24 protein-coding genes are annotated in these 17,626 nt (G+C 44.8%); all 24 read left to right on the top strand.

The features are described from left to right. Positions 1-160: 160 nt before the first annotated feature. Entirely contained in the window at positions 161-373 is a 213-nt protein-coding gene (locus tag PG840_RS13120) for a hypothetical protein (protein WP_195488720.1), read from the top strand. After that, the gene (locus tag PG840_RS13115; protein WP_227120838.1) at positions 339-794 is read left to right on the top strand and encodes a DUF1492 domain-containing protein; all 456 of its coding nucleotides are present in this window, start codon (positions 339-341) and stop codon (positions 792-794) included. Before PG840_RS13120 ends, PG840_RS13115 begins: the two co-directional genes overlap by 35 nt. A 187-nt stretch (positions 795-981) precedes the next feature. Beyond that, a complete protein-coding gene (locus PG840_RS13110; protein WP_270613729.1) occupies positions 982-1,407 on the top strand; it encodes a hypothetical protein in 426 nt (141 codons plus the stop codon). Positions 1,408-1,454: 47 nt separating this feature from the next. Then, positions 1,455-2,213, top strand: a complete 759-nt coding sequence (gene terS, locus PG840_RS13105) for a phage terminase small subunit (protein WP_270613728.1) — start codon at positions 1,455-1,457, stop codon at positions 2,211-2,213. Next, positions 2,146-3,552 carry a PBSX family phage terminase large subunit gene (locus tag PG840_RS13100; protein ID WP_270613726.1) on the top strand — a complete coding sequence of 469 codons (1,407 nt, stop codon included), beginning with the start codon at positions 2,146-2,148 and terminating at the stop codon, positions 3,550-3,552. The genes terS and PG840_RS13100 overlap by 68 nt, the downstream gene beginning before the upstream one ends. Then, complete coding sequence (locus PG840_RS13095; RefSeq protein WP_270613725.1) at positions 3,539-4,954, top strand: phage portal protein; 1,416 nt, start codon at positions 3,539-3,541, stop codon at positions 4,952-4,954. Before PG840_RS13100 ends, PG840_RS13095 begins: the two co-directional genes overlap by 14 nt. 1 nt (position 4,955) lies before the next feature. Continuing rightward, positions 4,956-6,674 carry a phage minor capsid protein gene (locus PG840_RS13090; RefSeq protein WP_270613724.1) on the top strand — a complete coding sequence of 573 codons (1,719 nt, stop codon included), beginning with the start codon at positions 4,956-4,958 and terminating at the stop codon, positions 6,672-6,674. Between the two features lies 1 nt (position 6,675). Further along, positions 6,676-6,831: a hypothetical protein gene (locus PG840_RS13085; protein WP_175305076.1), complete on the top strand. Its 156-nt coding sequence runs from the start codon at positions 6,676-6,678 to the stop codon at positions 6,829-6,831. Positions 6,832-6,888: 57 nt separating this feature from the next. Then, complete coding sequence (locus tag PG840_RS13080; RefSeq protein ID WP_117835780.1) at positions 6,889-7,164, top strand: hypothetical protein; 276 nt, start codon at positions 6,889-6,891, stop codon at positions 7,162-7,164. Between the two features lie 7 nt (positions 7,165-7,171). Beyond that, entirely contained in the window at positions 7,172-7,459 is a 288-nt protein-coding gene (locus tag PG840_RS13075) for a ribosomal-processing cysteine protease Prp (RefSeq protein WP_195488890.1), read from the top strand. A gap of 87 nt (positions 7,460-7,546) precedes the next feature. Then, positions 7,547-8,146: a hypothetical protein gene (locus PG840_RS13070; protein ID WP_270613723.1), complete on the top strand. Its 600-nt coding sequence runs from the start codon at positions 7,547-7,549 to the stop codon at positions 8,144-8,146. Positions 8,147-8,160: 14 nt separating this feature from the next. Further along, a complete protein-coding gene (locus PG840_RS13065) occupies positions 8,161-9,141 on the top strand; it encodes a phage major capsid protein (RefSeq protein ID WP_270613722.1) in 981 nt (326 codons plus the stop codon). A 16-nt stretch (positions 9,142-9,157) separates the two neighbouring features. Further along, positions 9,158-9,571 (top strand): hypothetical protein, encoded by a 414-nt coding sequence (locus PG840_RS13060; RefSeq protein ID WP_270613721.1) that lies wholly within the window; start codon positions 9,158-9,160, stop codon positions 9,569-9,571. Continuing rightward, positions 9,540-9,941 (top strand): DUF6751 family protein, encoded by a 402-nt coding sequence (locus PG840_RS13055; RefSeq protein ID WP_270613720.1) that lies wholly within the window; start codon positions 9,540-9,542, stop codon positions 9,939-9,941. The genes PG840_RS13060 and PG840_RS13055 overlap by 32 nt, the downstream gene beginning before the upstream one ends. A 1-nt stretch (position 9,942) precedes the next feature. Then, positions 9,943-10,326 carry a hypothetical protein gene (locus PG840_RS13050; RefSeq protein WP_270613719.1) on the top strand — a complete coding sequence of 128 codons (384 nt, stop codon included), beginning with the start codon at positions 9,943-9,945 and terminating at the stop codon, positions 10,324-10,326. Beyond that, the gene (locus PG840_RS13045; protein WP_270613718.1) at positions 10,313-10,735 is read left to right on the top strand and encodes a hypothetical protein; all 423 of its coding nucleotides are present in this window, start codon (positions 10,313-10,315) and stop codon (positions 10,733-10,735) included. Before PG840_RS13050 ends, PG840_RS13045 begins: the two co-directional genes overlap by 14 nt. Positions 10,736-10,748: 13 nt before the next feature. After that, entirely contained in the window at positions 10,749-11,252 is a 504-nt protein-coding gene (locus tag PG840_RS13040) for a hypothetical protein (protein ID WP_195196651.1), read from the top strand. A gap of 23 nt (positions 11,253-11,275) precedes the next feature. Then, the gene (locus PG840_RS13035) at positions 11,276-11,719 is read left to right on the top strand and encodes a DUF6673 family protein (RefSeq protein ID WP_270613717.1); all 444 of its coding nucleotides are present in this window, start codon (positions 11,276-11,278) and stop codon (positions 11,717-11,719) included. A 6-nt stretch (positions 11,720-11,725) separates the two neighbouring features. Next, positions 11,726-12,301, top strand: a complete 576-nt coding sequence (locus tag PG840_RS13030) for a bacteriophage Gp15 family protein (RefSeq protein ID WP_270613716.1) — start codon at positions 11,726-11,728, stop codon at positions 12,299-12,301. Next, entirely contained in the window at positions 12,298-12,453 is a 156-nt protein-coding gene (locus tag PG840_RS13025; protein WP_270613715.1) for a hypothetical protein, read from the top strand. The genes PG840_RS13030 and PG840_RS13025 overlap by 4 nt, the downstream gene beginning before the upstream one ends. Positions 12,454-12,497: 44 nt before the next feature. Further along, a complete protein-coding gene (locus PG840_RS13020; protein WP_270613713.1) occupies positions 12,498-15,032 on the top strand; it encodes a phage tail protein in 2,535 nt (844 codons plus the stop codon). Next, positions 15,029-15,811, top strand: coding sequence for a hypothetical protein (locus PG840_RS13015; protein ID WP_270613711.1), 783 nt, complete (start codon positions 15,029-15,031; stop codon positions 15,809-15,811). Before PG840_RS13020 ends, PG840_RS13015 begins: the two co-directional genes overlap by 4 nt. Then, on the top strand, positions 15,805-16,803 hold the full coding sequence (locus PG840_RS13010; protein WP_270613709.1) for a Gp37-like protein: 999 nt from the start codon (positions 15,805-15,807) through the stop codon (positions 16,801-16,803). Before PG840_RS13015 ends, PG840_RS13010 begins: the two co-directional genes overlap by 7 nt. After that, positions 16,800-17,626: hypothetical protein (locus PG840_RS13005; RefSeq protein WP_270613708.1), on the top strand; the 827-nt coding region annotated here is incomplete at its 3' end. The genes PG840_RS13010 and PG840_RS13005, both read left to right, overlap by 4 nt.

The following is a 17,626-nucleotide window of genomic DNA, read 5'->3' as shown; positions in this document are numbered from 1 at the left end:
AGAGGATAAATACACAATGTATGCGGTAAAAAAGATTTGTATCTGGATGATAACAGCTATAACCATTCTGATAGCAATGAAATGGACGGGATCGGCGTGGTGCTTATGGGCGTTTTGCATTCCGGCTATATTAGAGTGATGATGGATAGAAGGTGATAATTTGCAGGAGAAACGAAGCAGAAAAGAACAGCGGCGGGACAGGCAGCAGCATTATGAAGAGTTGGAGAGCCGGCATGATGCAAAGGCGTTGGAGAGATTTAAGCGACCGGCTTATCAGAGCGTAAGCGTTGCAGAATATCTGGCAAAGAAGTATGACATTACAGCGGAGGTGGATACCATTGCAGACCGAAGAAAAAGAAATGACGGAAAATGAGAAAAAGAAAGAGTATCTGAGACAGTACAGGATCCATGTCCGGAGGATACATAGAATCAATGCGGAAATAGCAGAGTTGCGATCTATGAAGATTTCCCCATCGATGAATAATGATGGGATGCCACACGGGAGCAGTCAGGGAGATCTGTCCGGTTATGCAGCAGAGCTTGACCGTATGGTATCGGAGCTGATAAAAGAACGATATGTACGGATGGTGGAATATCAGGAGATTGTACGGCAGATCAAAAGGCTGCGGAGCGAAAATGAGAAAGACGTGCTGTTTTACCGGTATATCCGTGGGATGGATTGGTGGGAGATTGCAGAGAAGATGAAGTTTTCAGAACGGCAGATCTATCGATTTCACGGGAAGGCACTGGTAAATTTTCGGCTTCCGGAAAAAGATGTCAGTGAATGTCAGTAGCATCTGTGGTATTATGATAACATCGAGAAGCGAAAGAAAAGAGCTTTTCGGATGTGACATTTTCACAATAAGTTCTCCGACGGTAAGTGTGGTAAAAGGGCGATCTGGTGACAGGTCGTCTTTTTCGTTGCCAAGTGCCAGAAAAAGAGGTATTATGAGGTTAGATTTATCGGTGGAGGAAATGAAGATGAAAGTTAATATTCAGGTTAATACAAATAACTACAATGGTAAAAAAGTCGAAATTGAATCAGGAGCTATAGAGAAATTTACACGCGATGCTTTTAGAGAAGATGTGTGTGAGGCATCGGTAGAATTTAAATGCTTGCCCGCAGCGATACCACCAGATTTTATTCAGGTCATGATTTCTGAATTTGAGAAAGGGGTGTATATTGTAGGTGATATAACTGCCATTGTGACAGTGGTAAAGCTAGTCTACGTTTTTTTGACCAAATGTACAGGTTATGAGAAAACGATTGCCTTTTCGGATAGAGAAGAGTTGATTACAGTTACTGACGAAACCACCGAACTAGAATTGCGAGGTCAGATTCAAGCAATATTGCTGGAACAAGAGGAAAAGACTGGTAAGGATATCTCAAAAATCCTGGGCGAATAGTTTAAAGCAGTTAAAGTCAAAACAACACGAATGAGAGGTGATGGTACATGGCGAGAGCACCGGATCCACGAATCGAACAGGCGAAAGCCATGTACTTACAGGGCATAAAGTTAGTTGAGATTGCAAGTCAGCTAAGTTTGCCAGAAGGAACAGTTCGGCGTTGGAAGTGTACTCATAAATGGGAAAACGAACGCTCGGATAAGAAAACGAACGTTCGGAAACGAAAAAGAGGCGGACAGCCAAAGAATAAAAATGCTGTCGGGAATGACGGCGGAGCACCAGAACAGAATAAGAATGCTGAAAAATACGGATTCTTCAGCAAGTATCTCCCGGAGGAAACACGGGAGATTTTTTCTGCCATTGAACAGGCTGATCCACTTGATCTGCTATGGCATCAGATACAGATTGCCTATGCTGCGATTGTTAGGGCGCAGAGGATTGCATATGTTAAGGATCAGGCTGATAAGACCGTTGAGAAGGTAGAAGAGAAAGACGGGAATGTGATTGGTGAGAAATGGGAAGTGCAGCAAGCCTGGGACAAACAGGAGAACTTCCTGAAGGCGCAGGCAAGAGCACAAGGGGAGCTCCGGGCAATGATCAAGCAGTATGATGAGATGCTGCATAAAGATTGGGAAGCTGCAAGTGAAGAGCAGAAAGCCAGAATTGAGCAGATTCGTACAAATACCGCCAGAATGAGCGGTGGAAACGGTGATGAGGATGAAGGAGTAGAGATTATCAATGACGCACCAGAAGAAACAGGTCCGGATATCGGAGATCATAATTCCGAAGTATCTGCAAATATTTAACAACCGGAGTATCAAGCACATCATCCTGACTTCTGGGAGAGCAGGAACAAAGTCCAGTTATGCTTCCATCCGGTCAGATTATCAGCTTGTATCAGATGCCAACGGTTCCGTTGTTGTGCTGCGTAAGCATCATAACAAGCTCCGGAAGACGGTATACAAAGAAATGTTGCGGGGAATCAGCCGTTTGCAGATACCGAAAAACAAGTTCCGGATTACGAAATCCCCGATGGAAATCACTTACAAGAAGTACGGGACAACAATGTACTTTGCCGGATCAGACGGTATTGACGATACAAAGGGTATCATTGACGAGGATAAACCGATCAAGCTGGTTGTCCTGGATGAACTGACAGAGTTCTTTGATGATGGCGAAGGCGAAGATGAGCTGACCAACATTGAAGCAACGTTTGTCCGTGGAAATAAGGGTGGATTCCAGATGATTTATCTGTACAACCCGCCAAAGAACCCAAATGCTCCGATCAATTTGTGGTGCAAGAAAATGGAGAAGCGTGAGGACTGCATTCACATTCACACAGATTACCGGGATGTGCCGGTGGACTGGCTTGGTCCTGATTTGATTGCATCGGCGGAGATGATGAAGAAAGCAGATCCGAAGATGTACCGGTGGGTATGGCTCGGCGAAGCGATTGGCGTGGATGAGCTGATCTATTATATGTTTTCAGATCGGCACAGACAAAAGCCGGATCCGGACAGGAGATATGACCGGATTTACATTGGAGGTGACTACGGTCAGCAGAATGCGACAACCTTTGAAGCGTTTGGTCTGGACACCTACCGGAAGAAATTTCCGGGACTTGGAGAATATTATCACAGTGGACGGGAATCTGGAAGGCAGAAGAGTCCGTCTGAATATGCAAGAGATCTGGTTGAGTTCATGGATGGGCTACATGAACAGTATGATAACCGGATCTTTTATATTTTTTTGGATCCATCTGCAAAAGGTCTGGCAGAAGAGGTTAGGAGAGCTACCAGAATCGGACTGGACTATCAGGTGTTTCTGCGGGATGCGGAAAATGATGTGGCGCTTGGAATCAGCCGGGTACAGAAAGCACTGGTATTCGATATCATGTCGATTTCCCCGAAGCAGGAGTATGCGGTGCAGGAGTTTGGAACCTACGAGTATGATAAGAAATCCATTGAAAAAGGAAAAGAAGTGCCGGTGAAGGAAGCGGATCACTGCATGGATGCCATACGCTATGTGGTTATGGGCGCCTGGAGCAAGATCAAACATTGGCTACCTAAAGATGAAACGCCGGAAGAAATAGACATATGCGATATCGGCAGCAGGGAGGTGAGAGAAGAGGATGAATATCTTTAATTATTTCAGGAAAAAAAGAATCGATACGGTAGATGCTTCGTTCTACCGGAAGATCGATGAGTGGATCAGCTGGTACAATTCCAATGTCCGGCAGTTTACGTTCTACAAGGTGAATACCGGACGAGGTACAAGTAAACGATGCCGTAGGAAGAGCATGGGAATGGCAAAGAAACTGTCAGAGGATATTGCAGATCTGCTCCTTAATGAGAGAGTTATGATCACACTGGAAGATGAAACGACACAGGAATTTGTGCAGAAGGTTCTGGATAACAATCACTTCCTGGTTATGGGAAATGACTACCAGGAACGGAAAGCGTATTCCGGGACCGTGGCATATATCCCTTATCTGTACAATGCGGTTGTGCAGGAAGATGGAACGATATCTGCAGGTGAGATTGGAATCAACTATGTGGATGCCAAGAACATTTATCCGGTCAGCTGGAATAACGGGGAGGTTACGGAGTGCATTTTTACGTTCGTGCATACAGTTCGTCAGAAGAAATACGTGCAGATTCAGTTTCACAGGATTGAATCAAAAGGAATGTATGTGATTGAAAACAGCGTCCTGGAATGCGCAAAAGGCAGTGTGGAAGGTCGTGAGCTGACAGAACAGGAATGGAAACAGCTGAAACCATTTGCAAATCTGGCATCCAGAACAGAGACAGGATCCACAGAACCGCAGTTTGTTATCGACAGGCTGAATATCACAAACAATGCGGGCGAATGTAATCCAATGGGAATTGCGATTTTTGCAAACGCCATAGATACCTTAAAAAAACTGGACACGGAGTTTGATTCCTACTGCAATGAGTTCGATCTGGGAAGAAAAAGAATCTTTGTTGCTCCGGAAATGCTGACGAATGAGGACGGATCCCCAACCTTTGATCCGGATGATGGTGTGTTCTATTCGCTTCCGGAAGATTACGATAAGAGCCAGACCGGTCTGATCAAGGAAGTGGACATGAGCCTTCGTGTAGAACAGCACAGTAAGGCAATCAATGATGATCTGAATTATCTGTCTCTGAAATGCGGATTCGGTACGGAAAGATACCGGTTTGACGGAGCAGGAGCGAAGACAGCAACCGAGATCATTTCGGAGAACTCAGATATGTACCGTATGCTGAAGAAGCATGAGATAATCTTGGAAGATGTCATAAAGCGGTTGGTCAGAATCATTATCCGGCTCGGTATTGTGACAGGAAATACATTGGACCAGAACACAGATATTGTGATTGACTTTGATGATTCTATCATTGAGGATAAGGGCGCAGAGCGTCAGCAGGACCGTCAGGATGTCAGCATGGGCGTGATGCGGCACGAAGAATACCGTGCAAAATGGTACGGTGAAACAGTGGAACAGGCAAAGAAGAATCTGCCAGAGCAGAATCAGGTGATGGAGTAGGATGCGAAAAGAATACAAAGATCAGGTTGCCGATAAGATTGCAGCGCGGTACATAGGTCTGGAAGAACGGATTCTGCAGGACATTGCCCGGCGGATCAAAAAGACCGGCGAGATCACCAGTACAGCTGACTGGCAGATTAACCGTTTACGGATTCTGGGATATTCTTCCGAGGATATCGAAAGAGAGATCAAGAAAACACTGGATGCGTCTTATCCGGAGATGTTTGAGTTGTATGATAAAGTGATCGACTGGGAATACGTCCGGAACAAGGACATTTATGAACAGATCAATGCAGAGTTTATCCCGTATGAAGAGAATAAGCAACTGCAGCAGATCACAGATGCGATCATTCAGCAGAGTCTGGAAGATCTGGAGAATGTAACGAAGTCACTTGGATTTTACCTGGATTATAATGGCAGAAAGGTTTTAACACCGCTGTCACAGGTTTATACCAATTATCTGGACAATGCCTGTTTTGATATTGTGACCGGAGCATTTGACTATGGCAGTGTATTGCGCCGTGTGGTTACGCAGCTGACGAACAGTGGACTTCGGAAGATTGAATACGGATCCGGATATGCAAGCCGAGTAGAAGTGGCTGCCAGAAGAGCGGTCATGACTGGTGTGGCGAATCTTACCGGAGAAATAGCAGACTACAATGCCAAGAAGCTCGGAACAGAGTATTTTGAGGTTGAGTGGCATGCCGGGGCCCGTCCTACTCATGCGGTATGGCAAGGTCAGGTCTGGACAAAAGAACAATTGTACTCAGTCTGTGGACTTGGTACAGTGACAGGACTTCTGGGAGCCAACTGTTATCATACTTATTACCCATTCTTTCCTGGCATTTCACAGCGTAACTGGTCAGATGAATGGCTGGAAGCTCAGAACCGGAAGGAAAGCAAGCCAAAAGAATTCCGGGGCAAAGAGTACACTCTGTACGAGGCAAAGCAAAGGCAGCGCCAGATGGAGACAGCAATGCGGGCACAGCGTGAAAAAGTACAGATGCTTCAGGACGGAGGCGCTGATTGGCAGGAGATTATGCTCCAAAAAGCCAAATATCAGGGACAGCTTGATGAATATGCGGCGTTTTCTCGGAAAATGAGGCTGAAAGAGGAAAGAGAGCGGATTTATATTGATGGACGAGGAAGAATTGCACCGAGTCAGTATGATCTGAAAATGAGAATTTCTATTCCAGACACAGTTGTTAAGAAAGCAGGTTTGAGCAAAGAAATTGAAGCGAAAATCAATGCGGCGATAAAGAAGTTGGATTCGGAATACGTGATTTACTTAGATTCTATTAAAGGCGGAAAACTAAAGAAAAATGATATTTTTGCAACAGGTGCTTACTTGGATGAAAATGGAATGCTGAGACATGGACTTGTTTTGAATTACAAACAAGATTATAGAAAAGTTGAAACTATTATGCCGAGATGGTACAATGATGGTGTAATGGCGGGAAAGAATTTTGAAGATTACATTGCGCATGAAATGGCGCATATAATGCCATTTCAGAACTGCGTATCAGAAGTGGAATATATAGAGTTAAATGAAAAAATAAGAAGGCAGTTCATAGCAGGAATTTCAGGATATGCAGATAGAAGCAAAGACGGTCGAGAGTGCTTAGCGGAGGCGTTTGTTAGGTATAGAAACGGAGAGTGGATTCCAGATGAAGCAAGAAAACTTATCAGAAAATATATCCTTCATTGGCGGAGGGTTTAGAATGACATTGCCAAAGTGTATGCTGTGCAGTAATTTCAATGAAAATAGTGAAGAGATGACTTGTAAAGCATTTCCAGATGGAATACCGGAGGATGTAATTTTTTCTGGTTATGAAGAGGAATGCAAAAACGGAATTAAATTTAAAGAGTTTGAATAGTTGCCACCAGTCGAAATGACCGGTGGTATTTTTGTACTTATTTTTAGGAGGCCGGTAATGAAAAAGAAAGCAGTAGCAGTATTAACGGCTATCAGCATATTGATAGCAGGTTTAACTGGATGCCAGACCGCCACGAAAAGTTATGGTGGGAAGACAACGATAAAGCTTGAGCCAAATCAGAAACTGGAAGAAATTACCTGGAAAGATGATTCTTTATGGTACCTTACAAGACCAATGACTAATGAGGATATTGCTGAAACCCATACATTCCAACAGCAGTCAAATTTTGGAGTCTTTGAAGGAACAGTAACCATCATAGAGTCAAAGGAGTAAAGAATTTATGATAACAATCAAAATAACAGATCGCAGCATCCGTATGAACGGTCATGCCTGCCAGAAGAGTCCGGATGGGATTGACCGGGTATGTGCGGCAGTATCAGCGCTAACATGTAATCTGATCAATTCCCTGAAAGATCTGACAGGTGACAGAATCCGGGGAGAAACAGCCAGCGGAATGACTGTGATCGAATGGGAAGATCTGTCAGATGGCGGGAAGCTTCTGGTGGATTCGTGGTTCCTGGGAATCACAGTGATCAGCCAGGAATACAATTGCATACAGTTTGAGTAAATGAGCATCCAGTGAGGGTGCTTTTTATTATGTCCAAAACATGAAGACAGAAAAAGCTCTGGAAAACACTCATATTTGGAGGTAAGCATGAGAAAAAGAATGTTTTTACAGCTCTTTGAAGACGGCGGCGGAGCTGGCTCTGGTGGACAGGGTGGAAACGCTGGAGCAGGTAACGGCAGCCAGGGAAATGCCGGTGGATCAGGAAACCAGGGTTCATACAGCTTTGCGCAGGCAGAAGAGATTGCCAATGCGAGAGCAGACAGAGCTGAAAAAGCGGCGCTTCGTTCCTATTTTCAGCAGCAGGGAATGACAGAGCAGCAGGTGAATCAGGCAATTGCCGATTATAAGGAACAGCAGAAAAAGAATCAGCCGAATGTGACACAGCTGCAGCAGGATCTGGAAAATTCCAGAAATGAAGTCCAGCAGATGAAGAATGAGAAGTTCTTATCCGGAAAAGGTGTCAAGGCTGATGATCTGGACTATGTGACTTACAAGGTTTCCAAAATGGTAGATGATAAAACGACATTTGAAAAGGCAGCAGAGAAGTTCCTGAAGGAAAATCCGAGATTTGCCGGTGGCGGTTCTTACCGGATTGCAGATTCTTCAGCAGGTAATGCTTCAAATGGTGCTGGTGGAAACATGAACGTTTCCATCAATGACCGGATCAGAGCTGCCGCGAGAAGATAATGGAGGTAGAGTAAATGCAGAATAGAAGAATGAATTTAAGATTGTTTGACACAGATGCAAACATCATTGACCGTACCGGAGCAGAGTCTCTGATTCCAATTCAGGAATCCAATGAGATCATCCAGGGAACGATCGCACAGTCAGCAGTCCTGTCAAGAGGTCGCAAGCTGTCGAACATGACAAGCAGACAGTACAAAATGCCGGTACTGGATATGCTGCCGATTGCATATTTCGTAAACGGTGATACCGGACAGAAGAAAACTACAAAGCAGGCATGGGACAAGAAGTTCATCACTGCCGAAGAGATTGCGGTTATTGTTCCAATTCCGGAAGCAGTTCTGGATGATTCTGAGTATGACATCTGGGGAGAAGTAAAACCGAGAGTTACAGAAGCATTTGGAAAGGTCATCGACAGCGCAGTATTGTTCGGTGAAAATAAACCGAACACATGGAGAGAAGATGTGGTTACAACCGCGACAAAAGCGGGAGCAGTCGTAACATTAGGAGCCGCAGACAGTCTGTATGACAAGATCATGGCAGAGGACGGAGTGATCGCACATATTGAAGACTGCGGATACTTTGTAAACGGTCACATGGCGGACATTTCCATGAGGGCGAAACTCAGAGGTCTGAAAAATGCAAATGGAGATCCGCTGTTTAAACAGGATCTGCAGGGAACAACACAGTACGCGTTGGATGGATCACCAATGAACTTCCCGAACAATGGAGCGTTTGATAAGTCAAAGGCGCTTATGATTTCCGGAGATTTCTCACAGCTGGTATATTCCATCAGACAGGATATTACATTCAAGCTGTTTACGGAAGGTGTTGTCCAGAATACAGATGGCACAATCGCATACAACCTGATGCAGAACGATATGGTTGCGCTTCGTGCAGTGATGCGTCTCGGATGGGAGATCCCGAATCCAATCAATTCGCTGAAGACGGACAAAAACAAGAGATGCCCGTTTGCAGTTCTGAAAACAGGTGAGTAAGGGAAGGTGATGATCCATGCAGATCACGTATGGATACTACGCAGATGAATATGGAGGAAAAACCATTCCGGAACAGGACTTCCAAAAAGCCGAAAGGCAGGCGGAAGCCTATATCCGGCATCTGACCTATGTGAAAGGTGATGTCTTTGCCGCAGAAAATGACATGGTAAAGGATGCTGTTTGTGCTGCAGCAGAGGTTTATTACAAATACAATGCGCAGCAACAGTCAGGAACCCCGTTGGTGAAGTCAGAAAATAACGATGGCTACAGTGTGACCTATGTCACAGAGCAGACGGATGGAAAGACAGCGGAAGAGATGGTGAAGAAAAAGGCGTATGATGCGGTATATCCTTATCTTCTCCCTACTGGATGGCTGTCAAGAAAGGTAGGGGTGCGGTGTGATCACAAATGCAGATGTGACAGTTTATAACAGAATAAGCGGAGATGCATCCAATTATGATACCTGGCATAGAACCGTTCTTCACGGTGTGCATGTATATGTGGACCATAAGACAGCAGTTACGGATAATGGACTGAAAGGTGCGGAGGTTTACAAAATCCGGATTCCCGCGGATATTCCGGAAGCAGGGCAGTATCTTCCGCCGGATCAGTTCGCCTGCTGTGGAGATTATGGATACTGGACCATACAGAATGATGATCAGATTGTCCTGGGAGAGTGTCAGATTGCAATTGAAAGGCCTGCAGATCTGAAAGCCGTGTTCCAGAAGCACTGCAAGGTGACAAGCTGGTCGGACAACCGGTTTGGTACGACTCCGCACTGGCGGATCGGAGGCGAGTAAGATGGCAGGAAAGAAAGAGTTCCGGATCACAACTCCGAGAGGAAGTGTATTTACCGTGACTGGTAAGAATGGTTCTACCACGGCACGGCTGGAATGGGCTCCGGGATTCGCACAGAAAAAAGCGGAGGGATTTTCAAGGGCGCAGGCATTTGTGGATTCCGAGTGTCTGCGCTATATGAATCCATTGACACCGAGAAGAACCGGGATGCTGATTAAGTCCGGGACGCTTGGTACGGTGGTTGGTTCCGGTTCTATTGAATATCTTGCCCCATATGCCCGTCGGCAGTATTACGAGCATAAAACCAAGGCGAGATGGTTTGAGAAGATGAAAGCGAGCCACAAGGATACAATCAGGGAAGGAGCTGAGAAGCTTGCCGGAGAATAAGAAGAAAACGATTATTGAGAGTATTCGTGAGTACGTGAGAATGTATCCGGATATCAATAATTGGAAAATCAATATTGATCGTTTAGGTAATGGAATGGAATATTCCATTGATCCGATTGGAGCAGATCCCATTTACAAGAGATATGTGGACGGGAGCTGCCTGAAGCAGTTCCAGTTCGCTCTGACAAGTAAGGAAGCCTACGATGGGGATGCCAGAACCGGTATTGCCAACAGTGGTTTTTATCAGAACTTTGAAGAGTGGACAGAACAGAATAACCTGAATGATATTGTTCCAGAGCTGGAAGGGCACGATGCTATTCGAGTGGAAGTGCTGCAGTCCGGCTATTTGTTTAGTACAGAGGTCGATCTGGGACGGTATCAGATGATTTGCAGATTGATTTATAAGTAAGGAGTGTGAAGAAATGGCAAGTGAAAAAATGTTAGTTGGCAGACATAAGAGAGTGGCTTTTATGGACGCTGACGGATCAGGAAAGACATTTACCAGAATGACGGGATTTACATCGCTGTCGGATGGAAAAAACTCGACAGAGTACAGCCGGCAGTATGTGGATGAGGCGTCTGAAAGAAGTGACGTAGTCGGTTATGCGCCGGCGATCGATTACGAATTTGACCGGTATACCAATGATCCGGTACATGAAAAGATTGCAGCAATTACCGATGATGAGATTCTCGGAACAGAAGCACAGGTTGATATTGTGGTGGTAGATTTGTTTGAGCAGAAGACATCGGAAACAACTTGTACCGCACGAAAGAGAACATGGAGTGTAATTCCGGATACAGAAGGGGACGGTACGGATGCCCTGATTTACAAAGGCAGCTTTAAAGCGGCCGGAGAAATCACAAAGGGTACTGCAACCACCACAGACGGATGGAAGACCTGTACATTCACTGCTGGCGGAGAATAAAGAAGAAATGGGAGAGTGAGCCTATGAGCCTTTGGAAATTTGGAAATTTTGAAGCAGAAGTGGATTTCACGGATGCGGATTTTTTGGATGTGTTAGAGGAAGCAAAAGCAGAAATGTTTGAAGCAGGGAAAAAGGTTCCCATAACCGGAAAGCAGAGTGATATCATCCGCGCGCAGTGCGCGTGTTTTTATGTGTTCTTCGATACCCTTTTTGGCGATGGAGCTGGGGAGCGTATCCTTTGCGGAAAGAACAGCATCAAGTTGTGCACTGAAGCGGCAGAATCACTGTTAGACTTTGAAACAGCGGAAACAAAGAAACTGGACGATAAATATGATAAGTATGTACCAAATCAAAATACAACGCAGCAGTTCCCGCATCCGCAGTCACAGCCAAATGGAAACCGTCAGCAGAGAAGAAACTACCAGAAACAGTATGGTAAAGGAAAATATTCCAATACCGGAAGGTAGCAGAGCATGAATATTTTATATGAGCAGTTTCCGGAAGAAGTCAAGGTGAACGGGGAGTACTACCCGATCGTGACAGATTTCCGTGAATGGATCCGTTTTACGGAGCTGGTTGAAGACGACTCGGTTCCGTGGCGGATGAAGTGCGGACTTCTGTTGCAGTGGTATCTGGATCAGATTCCGGATGATATTGAAGTTGCAATTTATGCACTTGGAGATTTCCTGATGTGCAAAAGGATGTACCAGGATGATCTGGAAGATGAAGAGGAAGGGCAGCAGAAAAGAGGGAAGCCGGTATTTTCTTTTTCGGAAGATGCCGGCTGCATTTATGCAGCGTTCCGGGAGGCATATGGAATCGACCTGCAGCAGATCGATTATATGCACTGGTGGGAGTTCCGGAGCTTGTTTGACTGGTTGCCGGATGACACAGAGATTAAACAACGCATCATGTACCGTTCGATTGATCCAGGAACGGTTCCGGATAAGAATGAACGCAAACGGATCAAGAAGATCCAGAGAGCTGTTGCACTGAAAAAGAAACAGCGAAAGCTTGATGATTATGAGATTGGAGATATGTTCTCATGATGGAAATTAAAATACCGACACGGCGTGAGTGGTATCTGTGTCCGTACTGCGGTCAGCATCTGCTTGTTTACGCAGATACTGCAGTGTGCAGCGGACTGTATGTAAAATGCCGCAAATGCCGACGGGAGGTGGAGATAAAAATTAAGAATTAAGCACTTGTGAGCCCCTGAGCCGTGCTATCAGAAAGGATGATAGTATGGCAGATGGATATTTGAATTTTGATACCAAAATCAATGAGAGTGGGTTCAATGAAGGCATAAATAAGCTTGGAAGTCTTGGAAAAAGTGGCTTATCTGTAGTCAGCAAGGCAATGACCGGAGCTGTTGCAGCTGTAGGAGCTGGAGCGGCGGTGATTGTAAAGTCTTCTCTTGGTGTAGTCGCCAATATGGAGCAGCAGATCGGTGGTGTAGAGACATTATTTAAAGATAGTGCCAAGACAGTGATCAGAAACGCAAACAATGCGTTCAAAACAGCACAGCTTTCTGCTAATGATTACATGTCAACGGTTACAAGCTTTTCAGCATCATTACTACAGGGCTTAGGCGGAGATACTGCAAGGGCTGCAGAGATAGCAGATATGGCAATCATTGATATGGCAGACAATGCCAATAAGATGGGTACGAATATGCAGGATATCCAGAATGCCTATCAGGGCTTTGCAAAGCAGAATTACACAATGTTGGATAACCTTAAATTAGGTTACGGCGGTACACAGTCGGAAATGATCCGATTGATCAATGATTCCGGTATCTTAAATGAAAAAATAGAAGATCTGGATAATGTAACGTTTGACCAGATGATTCAGGCAATTCACAAAGTCCAGCAAAATCTCGGAATCACAGGAACTTCCGCAAAAGAAGCCTCTACAACGATTGAAGGTTCTGTTAATTCTGCTAAAGCCGCCTGGGAAAATTTTGAAGCCGGTGTAATCAGTGCGAACGACCTGGTTGACACATTCTGGACAGCGGCAAAGAATATCTTAAATAATCTTGGTCAAATGATCCCGCGTCTGGGAAAGACCGGAATGGATGTGGTGGAATCCTTATCCGGAAAAATCGGTGAAGCGGTTCCACAATTAAAGGGACTTACAGATAGTGTCGGAAAATTAGCAGATAAGTTAAAGAACATGAGTACGGATGAACTCATGAATCTTGGCAAGACTGCAGCAGTGCTTGCAGGAGCTGGACCGGCGATCTCATTATTCGGATCACAGATCGGTAATGTACAGTCAGCCGTTGAAGGATTCAGCGGAATTACAACTGGTGTTTTGTCTGAGCTTGGAAAGCTTCCGAAGGGATTCAAAAGTGCAACAAAATCGGCTGCAAATTTCCAGAAAGATTTTACGGGTAGCCTGAAAGGGCTCGGTAGCGCTGTTACAGGACCGTTTCAGGTACTGACTCCGAAATTGTCAGCTACTGTCGGAAAAATCGGCAAGGTCGTTTCCAGTGTTCCGGGAAAAATTGGTGGGGCAGTCGGCAAAATCGGTTCTGCAATCGCATCAAAAATCCCCAGAATTACAAGCGCGTTTTCACTACTTGGAGATACTGCCGGTTATCTGGGAGCATGGGGCGGACAGATTGGTTCTGCTTTGCAGGGAGTTCTTGGAACAGTAGCCGGCTTTATTCCGTCATTTGTAGGGTTGATGAATTTCGGTGCAGTTGCAGCCGTTGTGATAGCCGGTCTTGGACTGGTTTACAGTCAGTTTGGTGCACAGATTGACCAGATCCTGCTTCTGGCGCAGACCAAAGGACCGGAGATCATATCTAACTTTGGAGCAGGAATCACAGCAGCACTTCCGGGACTGATTTCATCAGGTGCAACCCTGATCTTGGGATTGATGAATGCGATTACGGCAAATCTACCATCGCTCATTTCCGTAGGTGCAAGCATCATAGCAACTCTGGTAAGCAGCCTGGGCGCACAACTTCCGCAGTTAATTCCGGTAGCGGTACAGATGATCCTGACTCTGGTTGAGTCGCTGATCAGTAATCTTCCGCAGTTAATAACTTCCGGATTACAGTTAATGGAAGGCTTGGCACAGGGAATTGCAAACGCGATTCCGCAGGTGGCAGCGAAAGCACCGGTTATCATCGGTAAGCTGGCATCTACGATTATCACGAATTTGCCGAAGATCATACAGACTGGTGTGAAGATTATCACGCAGCTCGCAGTCGGACTGGTTCAGGGAATCCCGGCGTTACTTGGTAAGATTCCATCCATGATCAGCCAGATCAAGAATGCATTTACCAGCGTAAACTGGGGCAGTGTTGGTATGAATATCATTTCCGGCATTGCAAGTGGTATATCCAGTGCGGTAGGAAGCCTGATCAGCGCGGCAACATCTGCGGCAAGTAGCGCATTAGATGCAATCAAGTCAAAACTTGGTATTCATTCGCCATCGAGAGTATTCCGGGACCAGGTTGGTAAGATGATGGCTCTTGGTATGGGAATCGGATTTGAGAAGAATATTCCGGTCGGATCCATGAATGCCGGAGTACAAAAAGCAGTCCAGAGCCTGCAGAGAAGTGTACAGCTTACGACATCCGTTAATCCGGATAAAACGGTAGGCGGAATAAAGAATAATCCGATCTTTAAGGATCAAGGATTTGATTACGACAGATTTGAACGTATCCAGAGGAAGATTGCAAAAGAAAATGGCAATAAGCCGGTATTCCTGGATACGAAACGGATAGACAGACCATTACCGAAAGGAGCAGTGCCACAGGTATGATTGTGTATTATGAAAATATGAATGGCGAAAAGCTGAATCTTTTGAAAGCTCCTTTTCGTACAACGAAGACTGACTGGTTCGATGCGGACTGGTCAAAGTCTTCGGACGGATATGAAAAAACAGTGACGATTGATGTGTTTGGAAAGAGGGAAGAGTTCCAGGCGAATATGGAGCAGTTATACCGGATCATTGCAGTTGATGCAGAAAATGATACCTACGGGAAGCTGTACGTGAATGGTGCGTATTTAAGATGCAAGGTATTGAAGTCAGCAAAAGAAGGATGGAAGGGGTATGTGTATTCGGAAGTGGAGATCACTTTCCAGGCTCCGGAGCTTGTATGGGTAGTAGAAGCGACAAGGCAGTTTTTTCCACAATTGGAAGAAACGGCAGCATCCGGAATCGACTTTCAGTATGACTATCCGTTTGATTTTGCCGGAGAAAAAAGAGGAATCGCAGCATGGGATGTTGATCACATCATTCCAAGCGAGTACCGGATGATCATTTACGGACCATGTGTAAATCCGAAGATTCTGATCAACGATTATCCTTATGAGTTTTTCGTAACGCTTGAAAGCAGGGAATATCTGATCATAGATAGCCAGAGAAGAACGATCCGAAGGTATTTGACGAATGGAACGATACAAAATTTATTTAATCAGAGAGCGCAGAAACAAACTGTTTTCAAGAGAATACCATCCGGGCTTTTAAATATTAACTGGTCCGGGGATTATGGATTTGACCTGACTTTATTTTTGAACAGGAGGGAGCCGCCGTGGTAAAGGACATAATTCTTGCAGATAGTGATGGAAGAGAACTTGGAGCGATTTTGGACTCAAATATCACAGTGGATACGAATGGCGAGTACGAATTCTCTGTACAGATTGCAAGGTCGAACTGGTACCCTGAGCTGACCTTTTCAAGCTATGTGTATATTACGGATACGGAATATGGAGGCATTATCGGAGAGGTGCTGACAGATACAACGCTGGATTATGTGGAGCTGAAGGGAATCACATGGCGGGGAAGACTGCAGTATAAGGTGATCGAGCCGCCTGCCGGATCGGATTATAAAACAGTATCCGGAGAACTGAATCAGGTAATGAAAACACTGATCGAGCCGGAGTTTGATGGATTATTCAGAGTTTCATCAGAAGATACGGGTATATCTGTAAAGAATTTTCAATTTGACCGGTACTGCACATTACTGGAAGGTCTTACCAAAATGCTGAAAAGTGTTGGATACCGCCTGCAGATCCGGTTGATCAAAGAACAGGATGAACCATGTTATATTCTGGTTGAAGCAGTTCCAATTACTGATTATTCTGCGCGGATTGAATTGTCACAGGACAGTCGACTAAATTTCACGATGGATGATAAACAAAATGGCGTAAATCATCTGGTCGTAACCGGAAAAGGGGAAATGCAGGAGAGGAACATATTCCATCTGTATGTGCAGAAAGATGGAAGCATTGGAAAGACGCAGTATTACAAAGGACTGAATGAGATCTCAGCAGTATACGAAAATACGAGCACAGAAACAGCAGAGCTGGAGAAAACGTCCGCGGAACAATTGCAGAAGCTGATGAATAAAAAGACATTTCAGATGGATGTTGCAAAGCTTGGAATCGAGGTTGGGATTGGAGATATTGTCGGTGGCAGGGATTACCTGACTGGGATGTATATGTCAAAACCAATCGAAAATATCATTTATGAGATTACGAATGATGTGGAATCAATTACTTATAAACTGGAAGGAGAAGATGAAGAATGAAAATTGTATCTGGAAGAACCGGATCACCACATGTGACTTCGCAGCAGTTCCGGCAGATGCTGGAGGGGATTATCGGGCAGGGGAGTTATATTATAACAAGCGGAGAGAATCTGAAGCCGGAACTTAGCAGTAATAATCTGCTGAAAATCCGAAGTGGGATGATGGCGCATCACGGCTGTATATCTTGCGTGGATATTGGTACTTATGATGAGGTTACACTGACAAATGGTAGTCAGGGAATGAAAAGGATTGATCTTATTGTAAATCGGTATACCAGAAATGCAGAGACAGAGGTTGAAAACTGCAGTTGGAAGGTAATCCAGGGAAAACCGGTTGCAAGTAATCCGGCAGTGCCGGCATACACTTCGGGAAATTTGCAGAATGGAGATCTTGTGGATGAATGCCCGGCTTTTGAAGTGCATTATGATGGAATCAATGTTACAGAAGTGAAGAGTTTGTTGAGTGTGACGGATGGACTTTCTGGATTAAGTAGCAATTTAACCAAAACTAACACTGTTTTAGAGAACAGGAAACCAATATTCATTGATTCAACGGCGCAAGGAACAGCAAATTTGGATACCAATAGCTTTTTGAAAGCTGGCATTACATATGCTTTCATCGTTATAGTTTCCTCCAATATCAGCAGTGAAAGCTATAAACAGGAAATCGCTTGTGCATTAAACAATGTAAATATGGGAAATAACGGAAACTATTACAAATTAGTTTCTACTTTTACAGGAAAATGTAGAAAAGGCGATAAGCTTCATATTACTTCGTACAAAAATGGAGGCACATGGACTCTTTTTGCGACAAGAGCTATTTT

It is taken from the genome of Coprococcus sp. AM97-35 (genome assembly GCF_027697525.1).
Classification (GTDB): Bacteria; Bacillota; Clostridia; order Lachnospirales; family Lachnospiraceae; genus Allocoprococcus; species Allocoprococcus comes.
The sequence above is the reverse complement of the archived record's forward strand: the minus strand, read 5'-3'. Positions and strand labels throughout refer to the sequence as shown.

Excerpts from the sequence above, each read along its gene's own strand:
- PG840_RS13110 (WP_270613729.1), top strand. The coding sequence starts at position 982 with ATGAAAGTTAATATTCAGGTTAATACAAATAACTACAATGGTAAAAAA.
- terS (WP_270613728.1), top strand. The coding sequence starts at position 1,455 with ATGGCGAGAGCACCGGATCCACGAATCGAACAGGCGAAAGCCATGTAC.
- PG840_RS13100 (WP_270613726.1), top strand. The coding sequence starts at position 2,146 with ATGACGCACCAGAAGAAACAGGTCCGGATATCGGAGATCATAATTCCG.
- PG840_RS13095 (WP_270613725.1), top strand. The coding sequence starts at position 3,539 with ATGAATATCTTTAATTATTTCAGGAAAAAAAGAATCGATACGGTAGAT.
- PG840_RS13090 (WP_270613724.1), top strand. The coding sequence starts at position 4,956 with ATGCGAAAAGAATACAAAGATCAGGTTGCCGATAAGATTGCAGCGCGG.
- PG840_RS13085 (WP_175305076.1), top strand. The coding sequence starts at position 6,676 with ATGACATTGCCAAAGTGTATGCTGTGCAGTAATTTCAATGAAAATAGT.
- PG840_RS13080 (WP_117835780.1), top strand. The coding sequence starts at position 6,889 with ATGAAAAAGAAAGCAGTAGCAGTATTAACGGCTATCAGCATATTGATA.
- PG840_RS13075 (WP_195488890.1), top strand. The coding sequence starts at position 7,172 with ATGATAACAATCAAAATAACAGATCGCAGCATCCGTATGAACGGTCAT.
- PG840_RS13070 (WP_270613723.1), top strand. The coding sequence starts at position 7,547 with ATGAGAAAAAGAATGTTTTTACAGCTCTTTGAAGACGGCGGCGGAGCT.
- PG840_RS13065 (WP_270613722.1), top strand. The coding sequence starts at position 8,161 with ATGCAGAATAGAAGAATGAATTTAAGATTGTTTGACACAGATGCAAAC.
- PG840_RS13060 (WP_270613721.1), top strand. The coding sequence starts at position 9,158 with ATGCAGATCACGTATGGATACTACGCAGATGAATATGGAGGAAAAACC.
- PG840_RS13050 (WP_270613719.1), top strand. The coding sequence starts at position 9,943 with ATGGCAGGAAAGAAAGAGTTCCGGATCACAACTCCGAGAGGAAGTGTA.
- PG840_RS13040 (WP_195196651.1), top strand. The coding sequence starts at position 10,749 with ATGGCAAGTGAAAAAATGTTAGTTGGCAGACATAAGAGAGTGGCTTTT.
- PG840_RS13035 (WP_270613717.1), top strand. The coding sequence starts at position 11,276 with ATGAGCCTTTGGAAATTTGGAAATTTTGAAGCAGAAGTGGATTTCACG.
- PG840_RS13030 (WP_270613716.1), top strand. The coding sequence starts at position 11,726 with ATGAATATTTTATATGAGCAGTTTCCGGAAGAAGTCAAGGTGAACGGG.
- PG840_RS13025 (WP_270613715.1), top strand. The coding sequence starts at position 12,298 with ATGATGGAAATTAAAATACCGACACGGCGTGAGTGGTATCTGTGTCCG.
- PG840_RS13020 (WP_270613713.1), top strand. The coding sequence starts at position 12,498 with ATGGCAGATGGATATTTGAATTTTGATACCAAAATCAATGAGAGTGGG.
- PG840_RS13015 (WP_270613711.1), top strand. The coding sequence starts at position 15,029 with ATGATTGTGTATTATGAAAATATGAATGGCGAAAAGCTGAATCTTTTG.